Origin of the sequence: Psychrobacter sp. T6-6 (assembly GCF_052258185.1) — a bacterium.
Taxonomy (GTDB): Bacteria; Pseudomonadota; Gammaproteobacteria; order Pseudomonadales; family Moraxellaceae; genus Psychrobacter.
This window is the reverse complement of record NZ_JBQQEX010000002.1, coordinates 368,861-385,326: the sequence shown is the minus strand read 5'-3', so window position 1 is coordinate 385,326 and position 16,466 is coordinate 368,861. Positions and strand designations below refer to the sequence as shown.

The following is a 16,466-nucleotide window of genomic DNA, read 5'->3' as shown; positions in this document are numbered from 1 at the left end:
TGATTTTATATTTATTGTGCCAATCGAGGCTGTGTCATAACCTTATTAGGACATGACGATAGCATTTTTTGCCACAATTTTGCTATGATAATTTATATTCTACTCAGATACGTCTGAAATATTTTTTATATAAACTTATCATTTTGGCATCAATAGCCAATCAATAATTATGAATGGTCTGTTCAACAGCATCCAACATTTATAATAAATAAAAGGCAATGAGCGACCATTAAAACTCAGCAGTTACGGAGAACACCGTCATGAATGACACAATAGACAACCCTCAATTTAGCATAGCTGCTATCCAAATGAACAGTCAGCAAAGTATCGAGAGCAATTTAGCAGATATTCAATCTGCCATCATAGATGCTAAGTCCCAAGGCGCTGAGCTCGTTGTGATACCTGAGAACTGCTGTAGTATGGGGCAACAATTTGCGACTGCCGAGCGTTTTGACGCGCTTTCAGCGACGATGGCTGATTATGCTCGCACTCATGGTATTTACCTACTTGCAGGTTCATTGCCTTGTCCTTATCGTCCTGATGGTGCTGTAGTCCCTGACGGTAGATTGCGTCAAGTCAGTCAGTTGTTTGCACCAGACGGTACGCGGGTAGCACGCTACGACAAAATCCATCTATTTACTGCAACTATCGCTGATAAGCAAGGCAGCTATAACGAAGCAGCAACGTTTGAGCCAGGTACTCAGACGATAGTCGCTCCTTTGGAGTCAGGCAGTTCTGTCTATCAGCTGGGCATGATGGTGTGCTTTGATTTGCGCTTTCCTGCATTGGCGCAGCGTTTGCGCCAAGCAGGTGCCGACATACTGAGTGCCCCGTCTGCTTTTACCTATTTGACTGGGCAAGCGCATTGGTCACTGCTGTTACAGGCACGTGCTCTAGACAGTCAATGTATGGTGATTGGCGCCGCACAAGGCGGTGATCATAGGTACAAAGATGGTAATACTCGCCAGACATGGGGACATACCGCCATTACTACGTTTGATGGTAGGATCATTAACAGTCATGACAGTAGTGAGCTGACTTCCTCTACCACATCTGAAACAAATAAAGGCTATGCTATCGTCATGGCATCGTTCGACAGGCAAGCTCAAATACAAGGTCGACAAAAGCTACCAATCTTTGATTGCCATCGCTTAGCATAAACAATACTGCCTATCGCGAGGTTCGCTATTGGATAGTGGATAGGACTGCTATTAGGTAGGATTGCTCTCATTCTGAGCATGGGTTGCGCGCGGGTGGGCACGGTCATAAACTTGGGTCAGCTTGGCAAAATCAACATGAGTATAGATCTGAGTGGTACTAATATCACTGTGCCCCAGCATTTCTTGCACAGCGCGCAAGTCGCCACTGCCTGACAACATGTGCGAAGCAAAACAATGACGTAATAGATGCGGATACATGTTTTGGGCGATGCCTGCGCGTGCCGCCGCAACTTTTAAGCGCTGTTGTACAGCACGTGTAGATAGCCGAGTCCCGAGCTTTTCGCTGATAAACAAAGCATTATCCATTTGCTCGACCCATAGATTACGATGTGGTAGATAGCGTCCAATCGCTTCTGCTGCCTTTGCACCCAGCGGCACTAGACGTGTCTTATTACCTTTACCCGTGACACGAACGCGCAAATCAGACAAGTCAACATCCGCGATATCCAGTGCAACCAACTCGCCGACACGCAGACCACTACTATAGAGCAATTCGAACATCGCTTTATCTCGTAGCCATAAGCGCGCCTGCTCTGGTATATCGGGAACTTCTTGATCAAGCAGCTGGGTTAATAAATCGACATCAGCAATAGATGGCAGTGGTCTAGGGCTACGTTTAAGCTGATAGCCTGTGGCTGGATTAATACGTGCTAAGCCCTCTTCTATCAACCAACCATAAAAATGCCGAATCGCTGACAGCTCTTGCTGTACGCTAGCAAGCGCAAGCTTGTCTTCATCTAGGCGCTGACTGATATGCTGAGCCAATTGGCGCTTATCACAGCGTGTCCATGTCAAACGCTTGCCACGTAAGAACAGTGCCAACTGGTTTAAGCCTGCAAAATAAGCCGTGAGCGTATGCGGTGAGTGATTACGTATAGATAGGGTGTTGAGCCAGCGGTGCACAGGGGCTAGAAGCTCTCGTAATATCGCATCTGACTCTATACTGGTCGCCAGCTCATCTGACAGCCAAGGCATAGAAGGCGTAGAAGGAATAGCCTGCATCGCTTGACTGACTTTATTGGACATAACCATATCAAAAGCACCTGTGCCGTTTATATCATTTGCCTGACATTTATATCATTTTCCTGATGATAGGCAGCAGTCTTTAGACGTTATCAGCCTTCGGAATTTGGCTTGATACCTGCTTGCGCCATCAATCCATCTGGACTAAATACCCCTTCATAAACAAAGGCAGTCGGACCCGTCATCATGACTGAGTAGCCGGGCTGCCATTTGATAATCATGCTACCACCATAGAGCTGTGCACGGACTTCTTCACCTTCATCGAGCCAGCCTTCGCGTATACCAACTGCTACTGCTGCACAGGCACCAGTACCGCAAGCTTGAGTCTCACCCACGCCGCGCTCATATACACGCAGACGAATATGACGCTGATTCATCACCTGCATAAAGCCTACATTGACGCGGTCTGGGAAAGCAGGATGAGATTCGATTGCCTTACCTAACGTTTCAACTTCAGCATCGAGTACGTCGTCAACCTTGATGACGGCATGAGGGTTACCCATGTTGGCAACGTATAGCTGCACAGGCGTACCATTTACATCAAGGTGATAGGTGTTTTGAATTTTGGTCGTGGCTCTCGGGCTAAAAGGAATCTCGTTTGGTTCAAACCGAGGTTTACCCATGTCTACCTCTACCCAGCCAAACCGATCCGTGGTCAAAGAGATAATACCACTGGCAGTCTCCACACGCAGACGCTGCTTAAAAGATAGCTTACGGGCCTGCACAAAACGGGCAAAACAGCGCGCGCCATTGCCGCATTGCTCAACCTCGGTGCCATCAGTATTAAAAATACGGTAGCTAAAATCAACATCAGGACGCATCGGTGGCTCGACCACCAGCAATTGATCGAAACCGATACCCAAATGGCGATCTCCCAATAACGCTACCAAATCCTTAGTCAACTCCAGACGCTGGGTCACCAAATCGATAACCATGAAATCATTGCCCAGCCCATGCATTTTAGTAAACTCTATTAGCATATCCTTGATGTCCTATCCTATTTTTATGTATGGCTTATATTAGCACGCTGCCAGATACAATCATAATTATCACCGCGCTCAAATACTAACTTATCGTTATGACTAAAAATTGTTTTGGTTACTTAGGGTTTGCCATAAAAAACCCACCATTATCATAATGGTGGGTTTTCTTTATTACTCAAAAACAGTTTCAGTTTTACAGTTTCAGTTTTGCGGTTTTATTTATCCTGCCATAACATTTCATCAGCATATAACGCTTCGACCGTTTCGCGCTTACGGATCAGTTGATGGCTATCACCTGACACCATGACTTCGCTAGCACGCGGACGCGAATTATAATTGCTGCTCATTGTAAAGCCATAGGCACCCGCACCTGTCACGGCCAAGACATCATTGGTGCTTAATGACAACAAACGGTCTTTTGCCAAGAAATCACCTGTCTCACAAATCGCCCCAACGATATCCCACGGCTGCGTACCTTCCGTATCGATACCGTTGCTTGGGAGTGTGCTTGGGATCACGGCCATCTCAGCTTGATATAAAGCAGGACGAATCAAATCATTCATGGCAGCATCAACGATCGCAAAGTTCTTGTGCTCCGTTGGCTTAAGCACATCAACTTGCGTCAATAGCACACCAGCATTGGCCACAATACTACGACCCGGCTCAAAGAACACAGTCAACCCAAGCTCGCTAAGTTTCGGCAATAAGGCCTCGGCAAACTCATTAATCGATACTGGTGTCTCATCAATATAACGCACGCCCAGTCCGCCACCTAGATCAACATGGCGTAGCGCAATACCACTATCGCGCAGGCTATGTATCAGCTCAATAACTTTATCTAACGCCGCAACAAATGGCGCCACTTCAGTCAGCTGCGAGCCAATATGACAGTCGATACCAACGATATCGATATGCGATAGATTTGCCGCTTGCTGATAGACGGCTAGTGCGTCTTCATGAGTGATGCCGAACTTATTGTCTTTGAGGCCGGTTGAAATATAGGGGTGTGTTTTGGCATCGACATTTGGGTTAACACGTAATGAGATTGGCGCCCGCTTATCAAGTGACTGTGCGACCTCGTTGATTAGAGTCAACTCACTGATAGACTCGACGTTAAAGCAGCCAATACCTTGGGTCAGTGCATACTCAATATCGCTATACGTTTTGCCAACACCCGAAAACACAACGCGTGATGCGGCGCCACCTGCTGCCAGTACACGCATCAGCTCGCCACGAGAGACGATATCAAACCCAGCACCTGCCTGTGCCAACACACCAAGTACAGCAAGGTTAGAGTTTGCTTTTACGGCATAGCATACCTGATGATCAAGTCTGGCAAAACTGTCCGTATACGCCTGATAGACGTCGAGTATCGCCTGCTTTGAGTAGACATAGCATGGCGTACCATATTGTTTTGCTAGCTCATCGACACTGACCTGCTCCATATATAGCGCATCAGCGCGATAGCTCAGTGCAGGCAAATGAGCACTCAATGCCTTGGGGTCGATGTATAACCCTTGCTCAGTTTGGATAGTGACCGATTCGCCAGTTGCAGAGTCGGTCAAGTCAGCAGGTAGTTCAGAATGACTCATATAAACATCTCTAATATAATCAGGGTAACAGGGTTAACATAAATTTTGGGTAGCGAGCACGACCTAATGATTAGGTATCAGCAGTCGTTAAGCTTTGATAGCCAGACGCTAATAGTCATTGGGGTCCGTACTCGGTTCAGGTAGTAATTGCTGCTCATCTAGATAGTCGTTTTTTTGATAGGTATCGTCATCGATGCCTGCAAAGGCAGCATCTTGCGGATTACTTGTACTATTGAGTACAGATGAGCTGCCTTCGACTGTTTGGCTACTGGACTCAGCTAAATACAAGTCGCCTTTTTGTCCGCAGCCTGATACACCTACCATGACGGCGCTGCCGATAATGAGAGTAGCAATGGCACGGCGACTGGTAAGCAGATATGAGGTGTGCTCAGTGTTTGAGGGGCGAGATGTAATAGACATAAAGCGTATAACCTATGAGCGTGCAGTGGTGTAAGTGCGATAAAAAATCATAATGGACAGACAGTCAAATAGGCAGCTAAAAAACTGCCAATGCGATCATTTCAATCATAGCATTATTACACAAAGCTGTACGTATACTGAACATGAATGGCTAATAAATTTGCTAAATATTAAGCGTTATTTTGAAGCTGTTGCTAGAAATAAATAAAGTACTTCTGACAGTGTTGGATGCTTCCTTACCCTTCTTACTACCAACAATGCTGTCCTAAGATAATCGAACGCTTATGGCTATCGCACCCAAGTACGACTCATAACGATAGGTATGTCAACGCTTTGATAGCCTAATATGCAGCACTCTTAAGCCACACCATCATCGAGGTATAGGTACAAAAATATGTTACATTGTAGCGCGACCTTGGCACTATGATGAGCAGCTACAACAACCTGCAGCCTAGGACTATTTTATAAAATAATAAATTCACTGGTCCAAACTGGTCTAAGTATCATGCAAATCGACAGCATGTTTGTTTAATGTATTTATTATAAAAACGATACGATATCAACCTAACTATTTAGTAGTATTAATGCTGTATTGGCATAAGCATCTATTTATATTGCGGTATCTAACGCTTACGATATGATGATGCGCCACCTAACAAACACTAACCTGAGGATAGAGCATGAGCGACAACCTAACCACCACTTTTGATGACAAGAACACTGAAACATCAACCCTGACTAGCCCCACACTGGTTTTGAACTGCGGCTCGTCTTCCATCAAATACGCGTTGATTAGTGACGACAACTCTACTCGTATCACAGGTCTGGCCGAAAACTTAGGACTTGATACTGCTCGCATCAAACACACTACCCTAGATGGTGACAAGCTCGAGATATCTATTCCTGGTGGTCGACACAAACTGGCACTACAGAAAATCCTTGAGCTACTAGAGCAATATCACTTTATCGCTGTTGGTCACCGCGTGGTACATGGCGGCCGTGAGTACTCAGAAGCGGTACGCGTTGACACTCATGCGTTAGAAGAGGTGAAGCGCCTCAAAGCGTTAGCGCCCCTGCATAATCCTGCCAACGCCTTAGGAATTGAAGCAGTTCAGGCGATCTATCCTGATATTCCACAAGTGGTCGTATTCGATACTGCCTTTCATCAGACCATGCCGCCTGTTGCGTTCCGCTATGCACTACCAAAGTATCTATATGAAGAGCATAGAATTCGTCGCTATGGCTTTCATGGAACGTCGCACGCTTATGTCTCAGAACGCACCAGCCAAATTACTGAGTCTACAGGGCCACATGGCTGGCTAACGGCGCACTTAGGTAATGGTTGTTCCGCTGCTGCTGTATACGACGGCAAGAGCCTCGATACCAGCATGGGGCTGACACCGCTTGAGGGTCTAATGATGGGTACTCGTAGCGGCGACGTCGACCCAAGCCTGCACATGCATCTAAAGCGCCAACTGGGTATGAGCCTAGAAGAAACAGATAAAATGTTGAACAGTGACAGTGGTCTCCTCGGTATCTCAGGTCTGTCCAATGATTTGCGTACTATCGAACAAGCAGCTAGTGAAGGTCATGAAGACGCACAACTTGCTATCGAGATGTTCTGTTACCGCGCGGGTAAGTATCTCGCCAGTCTCAGCTGTGCGCTACCTGAATTTACCGGTATTGTCTTTACTGGTGGTATCGGTGAAAACTCAGACATTACACGTACCAAAATCTTGGCAGTGATGCGTCATTTCGGTATAAAAATAGATGCTGACAAGAATGCAAAATTGATACGCGGTAAAGAAGGCAGTTTTCATGCCGAAGATAGTAGCGTCGAGCTATGGGTTGTACCAACCGATGAAGAGTACCGTATCGCTCAAGAGACCCGTCAAGCACTAAATCTTGGCTAGATTGGGCAATATTGAGCAGTATTGAGCAATGATTAATTGGCATTCATTATAAAAATATAAAATAAACCATAGGATTTATTATGCAAACTATTTTACTTGTTCCCATTAGCCGCGGTATTGGCGTGACATCAGCCGCTCTTGGTTTGATTCGTGCTTTTGATTATAACGGCATCAAGGCCGGCTTTATGAAGCCATTCTTGCAAGATGACACGCTTGATAAGCAACATAGTCTAGACAGCTCAAACGCTCTAACCATGCATGCGTTTGGTCTAAAACCGCCAAAATCGATCAGCCGTCAGCACGTTGAGCGTATGCTAGGTGATGACAATTTAGATGACTTGATGGAAGAGGTAATTGCCAATTACCACACCATGGATAGTGGGCATGATGTGGTCATTTGCGAAGGACTTGTGCCTACCACGGAGACGTCTTACGCCTCGCAAATCAACCGTGCGCTTGCTCATGCTTTAGATGCCAAAATCATCTTTGTTGGTACAGCAGATATCAGTAAACCTGCTTATCTAGCGGACAAACTCGACGTCCATGCACGCGAGTTCGGCGGTGTCATCGATACCCGCACGCTGGGTGTGATATTGATGCGCGTACAAGACGTGCCCAATACCTTTGACAATCAACCAGTTGCCCCTGGTGAAGCAGTTGTTAGTTTAGACCCAACCTTTTTGCAAGAAGTGCAGCGCTTGTCGCCATCGTTCAATACCGAAGCGTTCCGTCTTATCGGTGTGGTGCCGTTTAGCGATTCACTGTCAGTACCGCGTACGTGGGATATCGCGACAGAGCTCGATGCTACATGGCTGAATGTCGGTGAAGCAAAGACTCGTCGTATCAACCGTATTAGCTTGACCGCACGCTCAGTGGCCCGAGTCAATGAAGTCTTTAAACGTGGCACACTAATGGTCGTCCCTGGTGACCGTGATGACTTATTATTGGCGGCGGGCTTGGCTTGTATCAATGGGATTCCACTTGCAGGACTGGTGCTGACTGGTGGTATCACGCCAGGCAAAACCGTGGCTGAGCTATGGCAGTCAGCGCTCAAAACAGGTATCCCTGTTATGAGTGTCGAGACCGACAGTTATGAAACGGTACAGAGCCTGATGCATATGAGCTCTGAGATTCCAAGCGATGATACCGAGCGTGCAGAAGAAGTGGCTCGTTACGTGGCGGCGCACTTAGATCTGAGCTGGATCAAAGAATACTTTAGCCGGAATCACGAACCACGCCTCTCGCCATCAGCGTTCCGTCATCAGCTGGTCAAAAAATCACAACAGGCCAAAAAACGCATCGTACTGCCCGAAGGGTCTGAGCCACGTACCGTTGAGGCGGCCTGTATCTGCCAAAGCCGCGGTATCGCCAACTGCGTCCTACTTGCCAAGCGTAGCGATGTCGAACAAGTCGCCAAAAACCGTGATTTGACGTTGCCAGAAGGGCTAGAAATCATCGATCCTGATAGTGTCGATATGAGCAAATACATCAGCGCAGTAGTAGAACGCCGCAAAGGCAAAACCAATGAAGATGTCGCTGCTGAATATCTAAAAGACACGGTATATCTTGGTACCATGATGCTGCAACTGGATGAAGTTGATGGTTTGGTGTCGGGCGCTATTCATACCACAGCCAACACGGTACGCCCAGCGTTTCAGTTGATCAAGACCGCACCGCAATACTCTTTAGTATCGTCTGTGTTTTTTATGCTGTTGCCTGAGCAAGTGGTGGTCTATGGTGACTGTGCCATTAACCCTGACCCCAACGCTGAAGAGCTGGCAGAGATTGCTATCCAATCAGCACAGTCAGCTGCCGCATTTGGTATCGATCCAAAAGTGGCAATGATCAGCTACTCTACTGGCTCATCAGGCGCTGGCGCGGATGTCGAAAAAGTCGCCCGTGCCACCCAAATCGTCCGCGAGCGTGCACCAGACCTAAAAGTCGATGGTCCACTACAGTATGATGCCGCCTCGGTCATGAGCGTGGGTAAACAAAAGGCACCTGACTCGCCTGTCGCTGGTCAAGCCAATGTCTTTATCTTCCCTGATCTTAATACAGGTAACACCACCTATAAGGCCGTACAGCGCAGTGCCAATGTCATCAGTGTCGGTCCTATGCTCCAAGGGCTCAATAAACCCGTCAATGACTTGTCTCGCGGTGCGCTCGTTGATGATATCGTCTATACCATTGCACTGACGGCGATCCAAGCACATAGCGACTTGATTTAATTGCTATAGGTCTTGCTAGTTATCCTCTTATATAATGCCGACTATCGCCATGATAGTCGGTTTTTTATTGTCGTTTTACTGGTGATGCGGTGACAGACAGTTGCTATGCGGACAGACAGTGGTGACAGATGCTCACCTGCCCTCTACAATGGTTCTATCACTTACTCATGACTGCCATGCTCTAATAGCTCATGTACCGTCACTACAATAAGCGCCTGACCCGTTATGACTATGTCTAATACCACAAGCAACCAGCAAAGCACACTCACCTCACCCCTACCTGCTATCCGCGCGTATCTTGGTGGCTCATTTGATCCGGTACATAATGGACATCTACAAGTGGCTATGTCTGTCTATCAGCATCTACTACCCATCGCTATACAACAACAGCGCGCCTTGCACGTATCTTTACTACCCAATGCCCGCTCGCCATTCAAGTCACAAAGCACAGATCCCAATCACCGATTAGCTATGTTGCAACTCGCAACGCAAGACACGCCGATACAGATCAATGAGCTGGAGCTATGGCAAACGCCACCTGTCTATACGATTGATAGTGTGCGCGCATTCAGACAGCAATATCCTCATGACAGCTTGATATTTATTATGGGTATGGATAGCGCGCATAGCTTGGACAAATGGAAAGATGGTTTACGACTCACTGACTATGTCAATCTATGGGTGTTCAATCGTGTAAGCCACGATAGTATTAATGATGAAATTTTTGACAATGTGTCGTCACTTGCAGATACAGCACCTGCTCAAGATATCTCTACTCTAAAATCGCAACTGCCATTACCATTGCAGCCCCATATCACAGACTCACCTATTACCCTATTAACCTCAAGTTCCAAATGCTTGAAAGACAGCACTCATTTAAATAGCTCTGATCCAAATAGCTTTGACTTGAAAAACGCCAATCAAGGACGCATTTATATAGATACGCGGTCCATCACTGCCGTATCCAGCACCCAAATACGTGAACAGCTACAAGAGCTGGCACAAAAAATAAATAAAATACCCGTCGCTGACAGGCAAATCGCATCTATAGCATCAATAAATGCTATCATTAGCAATACTGAATTCAATCCATTAGCTAAATGGCTAAATCCTGCTGTTTATCACTATATTATCGCCCATCAGCTATATTCTGCTGCTCAATTCCGTTAAAATCGCCTTATCTATGTCATTTTTCCTATCCTGTTTTTATGCATGACTGACAATATGTGATCAGTCGGATAAGACAAATTGACGTTTTACCCCTTTATTTTTAATATTTACGATTCAAGAGATTAAAGTTTATGACCAAAACCATGACTGAAGAACGCCTAAAAGAATGTTTGACCATAGTACAAAGCGCTCTAGATGATATGAAAGCAAAGAACATTACTGTAATGAATGTAGAAGACTTGACCGACGTCACCGAACGCATCGTCATCGCTGATGGTACCTCAAAACGTCATGTCCGTGCGATGGCGGATAGCGTTGGTGCTGAAGCCAAGCAATCAGGCTTTATGCCGCTGGGTCGTGAAGGCGGTATCGACTCTGACTGGACACTGATCGATTTGGGCGCAGTTGTCGTTCATATCATGACCCCGCAAGCGCGTGAGTTCTATGACTTAGAAGGTCTATGGTCATCACCTGACCAGTTGGCTGAGCTGGTTGCTACGCCGCGTGAAAAGAAAACTGCTGGTCGTCGCAACAAGAACAAATAAAGTCATTGAGTACAATGATCGCATCATCCTAAAAGCATGAGACCAAAAAGACCAGAATCATTATTCTGGTCTTTTTTTGTGCTTATATTTGAGCATATATGTCATGATAAATACCCATTAAAATGGCTAATAATGCGATAGCTTGCTATGATAATCTTTTCCTTTTTTGCCCAATTTTTGTCTTGTCTATGACGCTTTTATTAAGGACTGCTCATGTCTGCTGACCACAGCTCAAACCCTAAGATTAACCTACCCTTGCATGTGGCAAACTTAGTATGTGTCCGCGCGGGAAAAGCCATGCCGTTCACTCGTGAAGAGATGAGCGCCATTGACAAGGCACCCGTTGCAGCCCCTGTCGCCGTCAACTTTATGGGGTTGACCACTGACGAGCAAGCCGATCGCAAACATCATGGTGGCCCACTCAAAGCCGTGCATCAATTGCCAACGGCAACTTATGAAAAAATCAATGCAGAGTTTGACCTACAAGTACGCGTCGGTACGCTCGGTGAAAACCTTACCACTGAAGCCCTTGATGGCTTGCCTGAGATGGATGAGTCTAACGTCTGTATTGGCGACATTTATCAGTACGGTGGACATTTTGAAAACGGACAAGACAATATAAACGGTGAAGATAGCGTGCAACTGCGTATCGTGCAACCGCGCCGCCCGTGCTACAAAATCAATGACCAAATCGGCCAATTTACCAAAGTGCCCAATATCGCGGCATGGGTCAGCAAGCAAGGTATCTCAGGGTGGTATTTTCAAGTGGTGCGTGATGGCATGATTAACCCTGATTTGCCTGTATATTTAATCGAACGTCCCTATCCGTTTGCCACGCTAGAGACACTTTGGCAACTGGCAAACTCAGAAGAGAAGTTTGACACTGAGGTCATTGAGCCATGGCTGGCGATTGAGTGTTTGGAGGAGAGTTGGAAGAAAGTGTTGGCGAAGAAGATTCGGAAAGATTGAGTGTTATAAGCTTTAATGACGCTATGTTATCACTGTTGGTTAAATAATGAGAATATTAATATGAGTATTTATGCGTTGGAGGGCAAGCAGCTATTAGCAATCAAGCCTACTAGCTTTGTGATTGAGTCTATTTTTGAACGAGATGATTTACAAGAAGCTTTTAAAAATAATATTGATATTATCGCTCCTGATTGTATGGTGATAGCAGAAGAGTTCTCTGACTGGCAAGGCTCAAAAAAAAGAATTGATTTACTAGCTATTGATAAACAAGCTAATTTAGTCGTTATTGAACTAAAGAGGACTGAAACAGGCGACCATATGGAGCTACAAGCTCTACGGTATGCATCTATGATCTCAACTATGACATTTGATGATGCTATAGAAGTATTACAAAAATACAAACAACGAAATGGTTATCTCAGCTACTCCTTAGACGATGCACAGTCTGAAATTAAAGATTTTGTTGAGGACGGTATTGTTGAAACAGGTTTTGCAGAAGATGTTAAAACAGTCTTAGTCTCACAAGATTTTTCTGCCGAGTTAACAACCTCAGTCATTTGGCTGAATGAACGTAATTTAGACATTACTTGTATGAAAATACAACCCTATAACGATAATGGAAAAATACTGATTGATATTCAACAAATCATTCCTTTACCTGAAGCAGAAGATTATCAAATCAAGGTAAAACGTAAACTAGAGGAAAAAAGAGATATTCGTAAAGACAGCTCACGAGATTATTCAAAGTACCGATTTAATGATATGGAGTTAGGTAAAGGTAGACTTGCGCTAGAAATTATCAAATATTACTTTAACAAACATAGAAATAGATCTATTGATGCACTAGTCAATGATTTTGGTAGTATTGCTCACTCTCAGCCGATTGTAGAAAGTTTAAAGGTAGCTCAAGATCATGCTAGAGCTAAAGGTAGGGTTAGATATTTCTTGAATGACAATGATATTTTGAGAATGGATGATGGTTCTCTATATGTCGTATCAAGCCAATGGGGTAAAGCGAATATTGAAGAGTTTATTGAATTTGCTACTGACGCACTTGGTTATGAAATCGAAAAACTTTTAACTCCAAACAGTCCAGAAAAAAGAAAGGTATCAATTGAAGATTATAAAATCATTTAACTCGAAGATTTAACAATCCTTGTAAATAGAAATGGTACAACAGTGAACGCTAAATCTGTACTAAGAAAGCTTTGTGATCAGCTCAATATTGAGCTTGATAGTGGTAGTAGTAGTAGTAACCAAAAGAATACTCGTAATCTAGGTAATGAGGTTATTAATGCTATTGAGCAAAGCAAATTATAAGTAGGCGAAATATAAAAAACTATTACCTCAAACATCTTATCTACCCTCTCCTTACAGAGCATTTCATGGTGAAAAACATCTTTTTAGCACTTGGCTTAACTCTGCCTTTGATTGGCTGCGTCACGACCACTGCACCAGTCGCCACTACCAAAAATTACAGCGTTGATAGTGATACTTACCAAGCCAGTGGCAAAAGCCAACGCATCAAAACCATCGTCCTACATTACACCGTCTCAGATAATGAACGCTCAATCAAAACATTAACCAAGGGCAATGTGAGCGCGCACTATCTGGTCTTGGACAGTGACGATGATAAAATTTATAACCTCGTACCCGAATCTGAGCGCGCGTGGCATGCAGGCGACGGTGGCTTTTCAGGACGAACCATCCTCAATGATACCTCTATCGGTATCGAAATCGTCAACGCAGGGATCAAACCTGAATATCGAGACGCGCTAAAGAATGGCGATATGGATTACCATCCTTATGAGCATTATGTGGCATTTGATGAATTGCAGATTAAGAAAGTCGCAGAGCTAGTACAAGATATCGCCAGACGCTATGATATCTCACCGAAGAACATCATCGGTCACTCGGATATGGCACCCTCGCGCAAGATCGACCCCGGAGCAAAATTCCCGTGGGAGCGACTGTATTTCGATTACGGTATCGGCGCTTGGTATAATGAAGCGGACAAGCAAGACATTATGAATCGGCGTACCCTGGTCGCGCCAAGCGTGCAGGAGATCAAGCAAGCCTTTCGCACATACGGCTACCAAATCAACGATACCGACGAGTGGGACAAACCTAGCCGTGATGTGATCTATGCGTTTCAGCTGCATTTCAGACCGCAGCAACCAACCGGTAATATGGATAGCGAGACCTATGCGATACTACAGGCGCTCAATATGAAGTATGCTGGTCGGGATGACTTCTATTGAAATTAGGTATTAGCGATTAATAACTATTTATCTACCCATAACAACAATGAAAAAGGAAATATGATGAGCACCCTATTTAGTGTCAATTTAAATAAACTCGCCTTAATCAGAAACTCTCGCGGCACAGATTATCCCAATCTGTTGTACTTTGTGAAGAAGCTCATAGATTTGGGTGTCAAAGGCTTTACCGTGCATCCGCGACCTGATGAGCGTCATATCAGATACCAGGATGTCTATGATATCAGTGCATTCTTAAAGGACTATCCAGAGATTGAGTTCAATATCGAAGGTAATCCAAATGAGCAGTTCTTAAAGATTATCCGCGAAGTCAAACCGCATCAGTGTACGCTCGTGCCCGATAGCGAAGACCAACTGACCTCCGATCATGGTTTTGACATCATTAAACACAAAGACATGCTGTCAGCACTGAGTCATGAGCTGCAAGCATTTGGTACACGCTGCGCGGTATTTATCGATCCTGATATCGAACAAATCAAAGCCGTCATCGACAGCGACGTGCAAACGATCGAGATGTATACCGAAGAATGGGCACGCGCCTACAGTAATGGTAAGAGTGATGCAAATATTGATTTCGATGAGGTCAAGCAACGCTTTAGCGACTGTATCACCCTAGCCAATCAAAACGGTATCCGAGTCAATGCGGGTCATGATTTGAATTTGGATAATTTGGCTGATCTGCTCGCGCTTAGTGATATCGCTGAGGTGTCTATCGGTCATGCGTTTACCATCGAGTCTCTAGAGCAAGGCATGGACAACGTGGTGCGTCAGTATTTGACGATTTGTGCTTAAACTGCATCAATAAGCAAATAGTTTGGTTCTATTAGTAGTTTCAATATTTTCATGCTCAACAGATCCTAAGCAAACACTAATAATATAAAAAAAGGAATTTTTATGTATCAAGCCTTTCAACAACACCTACAACAAGAAATCAGCGGCATACGCGACGCAGGTCTGTATAAAAACGAGCGCGTGATCACCTCTCCGCAAGATGCACTCATCACCATCGCCGATGGTCGTGAGATGCTTAACTTCTGTGCCAATAATTACCTTGGACTGTCTGACCACCCTGAGATTAAAAAAGCGGCTACCGAGGCTATTGAAGACTCAGGTTATGGCATGTCATCGGTACGTTTTATTTGTGGTACGCAGGATTTGCATAAACAACTAGAGGCGGCGATTTCTAAGTTTTTTAATACCGAAGACACGATTCTTTATGCGGCCTGTTTCGATGCCAATGGTGGTGTCTTTGAGCCACTGCTAACCGCAGATGACGCCATCATTTCTGATTCGTTAAACCATGCCTCAATCATCGATGGTGTGCGCCTGTGTAAAGCCGCACGTTATCGCTATGCCAATGCGGATATGCAAGACTTAGAGACTCAGCTGCAAGCAGCGCAAGCACAACGTTTTCGTTTGATTGTCACCGATGCCGTGTTTTCAATGGATGGTAATGTGGCGCCGATGGATGAGATTTATGCGTTGGCACAAAAGTACGATGCCATGGTCATGATTGACGAGTGTCATTCAGCTGGCGTCGTCGGTCGTACGGGTGGCGGCGTGACTGAATTGTTTGACCTACGCGGTGATATTGAGCTGATCACAGGTACATTGGGCAAGGCATTTGGCGGTGCGATTGGCGGCTTTACGACGGGTAAAAAAGAAATGATTGAGATGCTGCGTCAACGCTCACGCCCGTATCTGTTTTCAAACTCTATTCCGCCCATGATCGCAGCCGCTGGGTTAAAAGCGTTTGAGATGCTAGCAGAAGACAATACCCTACAAGACAAACTGCATGAAAATACCGCCTATTTTGTGAAGCAAATGCAAGATGCAGGCTTCGACATCAAGCCCACCGAATCGGCAATCTGTGCAGTGATGCTGTATGACGCCACTGTCTCGCAGCAAATGGCAGAGGCGCTGCTTGAGGAATGCATTTATGTGATTGGCTTCTTCTACCCTGTTGTCCCCAAAGACGAGGCTCGCATTCGCGTCCAGCTCTCTGCTGCCCATACTCGCGCGCAGCTCGACCAGTGTATCGCCGCCTTTATCAAAGTCGCCAAGCAAATGGAAGTGATTGCTTAGGTGTTTGATAATTCATAGGTAGGCACTACTTATAGCTAA

The 16,466-nt window shown here is 45.3% G+C and carries 15 protein-coding genes; 11 read left to right on the top strand and 4 right to left on the bottom strand.

Annotation, left to right across the window (positions count from 1 at the left end; translation table 11 throughout):
- The first annotated feature begins 260 nt into the window (after positions 1-260).
- Positions 261-1,160 carry a nitrilase-related carbon-nitrogen hydrolase gene (locus ACTXGL_RS04830; protein WP_443525256.1) on the top strand — a complete coding sequence of 300 codons (900 nt, stop codon included), beginning with the start codon at positions 261-263 and terminating at the stop codon, positions 1,158-1,160.
- A 51-nt stretch (positions 1,161-1,211) separates the two neighbouring features.
- Here the strand turns inward: ACTXGL_RS04830 and ACTXGL_RS04825 are convergent, their stop codons facing one another.
- The 4 genes from ACTXGL_RS04825 to lptM all read right to left on the bottom strand — a co-directional run bounded on the left by ACTXGL_RS04825 (position 1,212) and on the right by lptM (position 5,238).
- Complete coding sequence (locus ACTXGL_RS04825) at positions 1,212-2,252, bottom strand: tyrosine recombinase XerC (protein ID WP_443525254.1); 1,041 nt, start codon at positions 2,250-2,252, stop codon at positions 1,212-1,214.
- Positions 2,253-2,335: 83 nt separating this feature from the next.
- Complete coding sequence (gene dapF / locus ACTXGL_RS04820) at positions 2,336-3,223, bottom strand: diaminopimelate epimerase (protein ID WP_319051200.1); 888 nt, start codon at positions 3,221-3,223, stop codon at positions 2,336-2,338.
- A 218-nt stretch (positions 3,224-3,441) separates the two neighbouring features.
- Positions 3,442-4,671, bottom strand: a complete 1,230-nt coding sequence (gene lysA, locus ACTXGL_RS04815) for a diaminopimelate decarboxylase (protein WP_443525545.1) — start codon at positions 4,669-4,671, stop codon at positions 3,442-3,444.
- A 255-nt stretch (positions 4,672-4,926) separates the two neighbouring features.
- Positions 4,927-5,238 (bottom strand): LPS translocon maturation chaperone LptM, encoded by a 312-nt coding sequence (gene lptM, locus ACTXGL_RS04810; protein WP_443525253.1) that lies wholly within the window; start codon positions 5,236-5,238, stop codon positions 4,927-4,929.
- A gap of 680 nt (positions 5,239-5,918) precedes the next feature.
- Here lptM and ACTXGL_RS04805 point away from each other — a divergent pair.
- The 10 genes from ACTXGL_RS04805 to kbl all read left to right on the top strand — a co-directional run bounded on the left by ACTXGL_RS04805 (position 5,919) and on the right by kbl (position 16,427).
- Positions 5,919-7,151 carry an acetate/propionate family kinase gene (locus ACTXGL_RS04805; protein ID WP_319051202.1) on the top strand — a complete coding sequence of 411 codons (1,233 nt, stop codon included), beginning with the start codon at positions 5,919-5,921 and terminating at the stop codon, positions 7,149-7,151.
- Positions 7,152-7,231: 80 nt separating this feature from the next.
- On the top strand, positions 7,232-9,379 hold the full coding sequence (gene pta, locus ACTXGL_RS04800) for a phosphate acetyltransferase (RefSeq protein ID WP_443525252.1): 2,148 nt from the start codon (positions 7,232-7,234) through the stop codon (positions 9,377-9,379).
- A gap of 225 nt (positions 9,380-9,604) precedes the next feature.
- Positions 9,605-10,549: a nicotinate-nicotinamide nucleotide adenylyltransferase gene (locus ACTXGL_RS04795; RefSeq protein WP_443525251.1), complete on the top strand. Its 945-nt coding sequence runs from the start codon at positions 9,605-9,607 to the stop codon at positions 10,547-10,549.
- A 131-nt stretch (positions 10,550-10,680) separates the two neighbouring features.
- Entirely contained in the window at positions 10,681-11,094 is a 414-nt protein-coding gene (rsfS, locus tag ACTXGL_RS04790) for a ribosome silencing factor (RefSeq protein ID WP_443525250.1), read from the top strand.
- A gap of 213 nt (positions 11,095-11,307) precedes the next feature.
- Positions 11,308-12,063 (top strand): MOSC domain-containing protein, encoded by a 756-nt coding sequence (locus ACTXGL_RS04785; RefSeq protein ID WP_443525249.1) that lies wholly within the window; start codon positions 11,308-11,310, stop codon positions 12,061-12,063.
- A gap of 60 nt (positions 12,064-12,123) precedes the next feature.
- Entirely contained in the window at positions 12,124-13,200 is a 1,077-nt protein-coding gene (locus ACTXGL_RS04780; protein ID WP_443525248.1) for a hypothetical protein, read from the top strand.
- Positions 13,201-13,242: 42 nt separating this feature from the next.
- Positions 13,243-13,383, top strand: a complete 141-nt coding sequence (locus ACTXGL_RS04775) for a hypothetical protein (RefSeq protein ID WP_443525247.1) — start codon at positions 13,243-13,245, stop codon at positions 13,381-13,383.
- A 65-nt stretch (positions 13,384-13,448) separates the two neighbouring features.
- Entirely contained in the window at positions 13,449-14,324 is an 876-nt protein-coding gene (locus ACTXGL_RS04770) for an N-acetylmuramoyl-L-alanine amidase (protein ID WP_443525246.1), read from the top strand.
- A gap of 63 nt (positions 14,325-14,387) precedes the next feature.
- Positions 14,388-15,134 (top strand): pyridoxine 5'-phosphate synthase, encoded by a 747-nt coding sequence (locus ACTXGL_RS04765; protein ID WP_443525244.1) that lies wholly within the window; start codon positions 14,388-14,390, stop codon positions 15,132-15,134.
- 102 nt (positions 15,135-15,236) lie between these two features.
- Positions 15,237-16,427: a glycine C-acetyltransferase gene (gene kbl, locus ACTXGL_RS04760; RefSeq protein WP_443525242.1), complete on the top strand. Its 1,191-nt coding sequence runs from the start codon at positions 15,237-15,239 to the stop codon at positions 16,425-16,427.
- Positions 16,428-16,466: the final 39 nt, after the last annotated feature.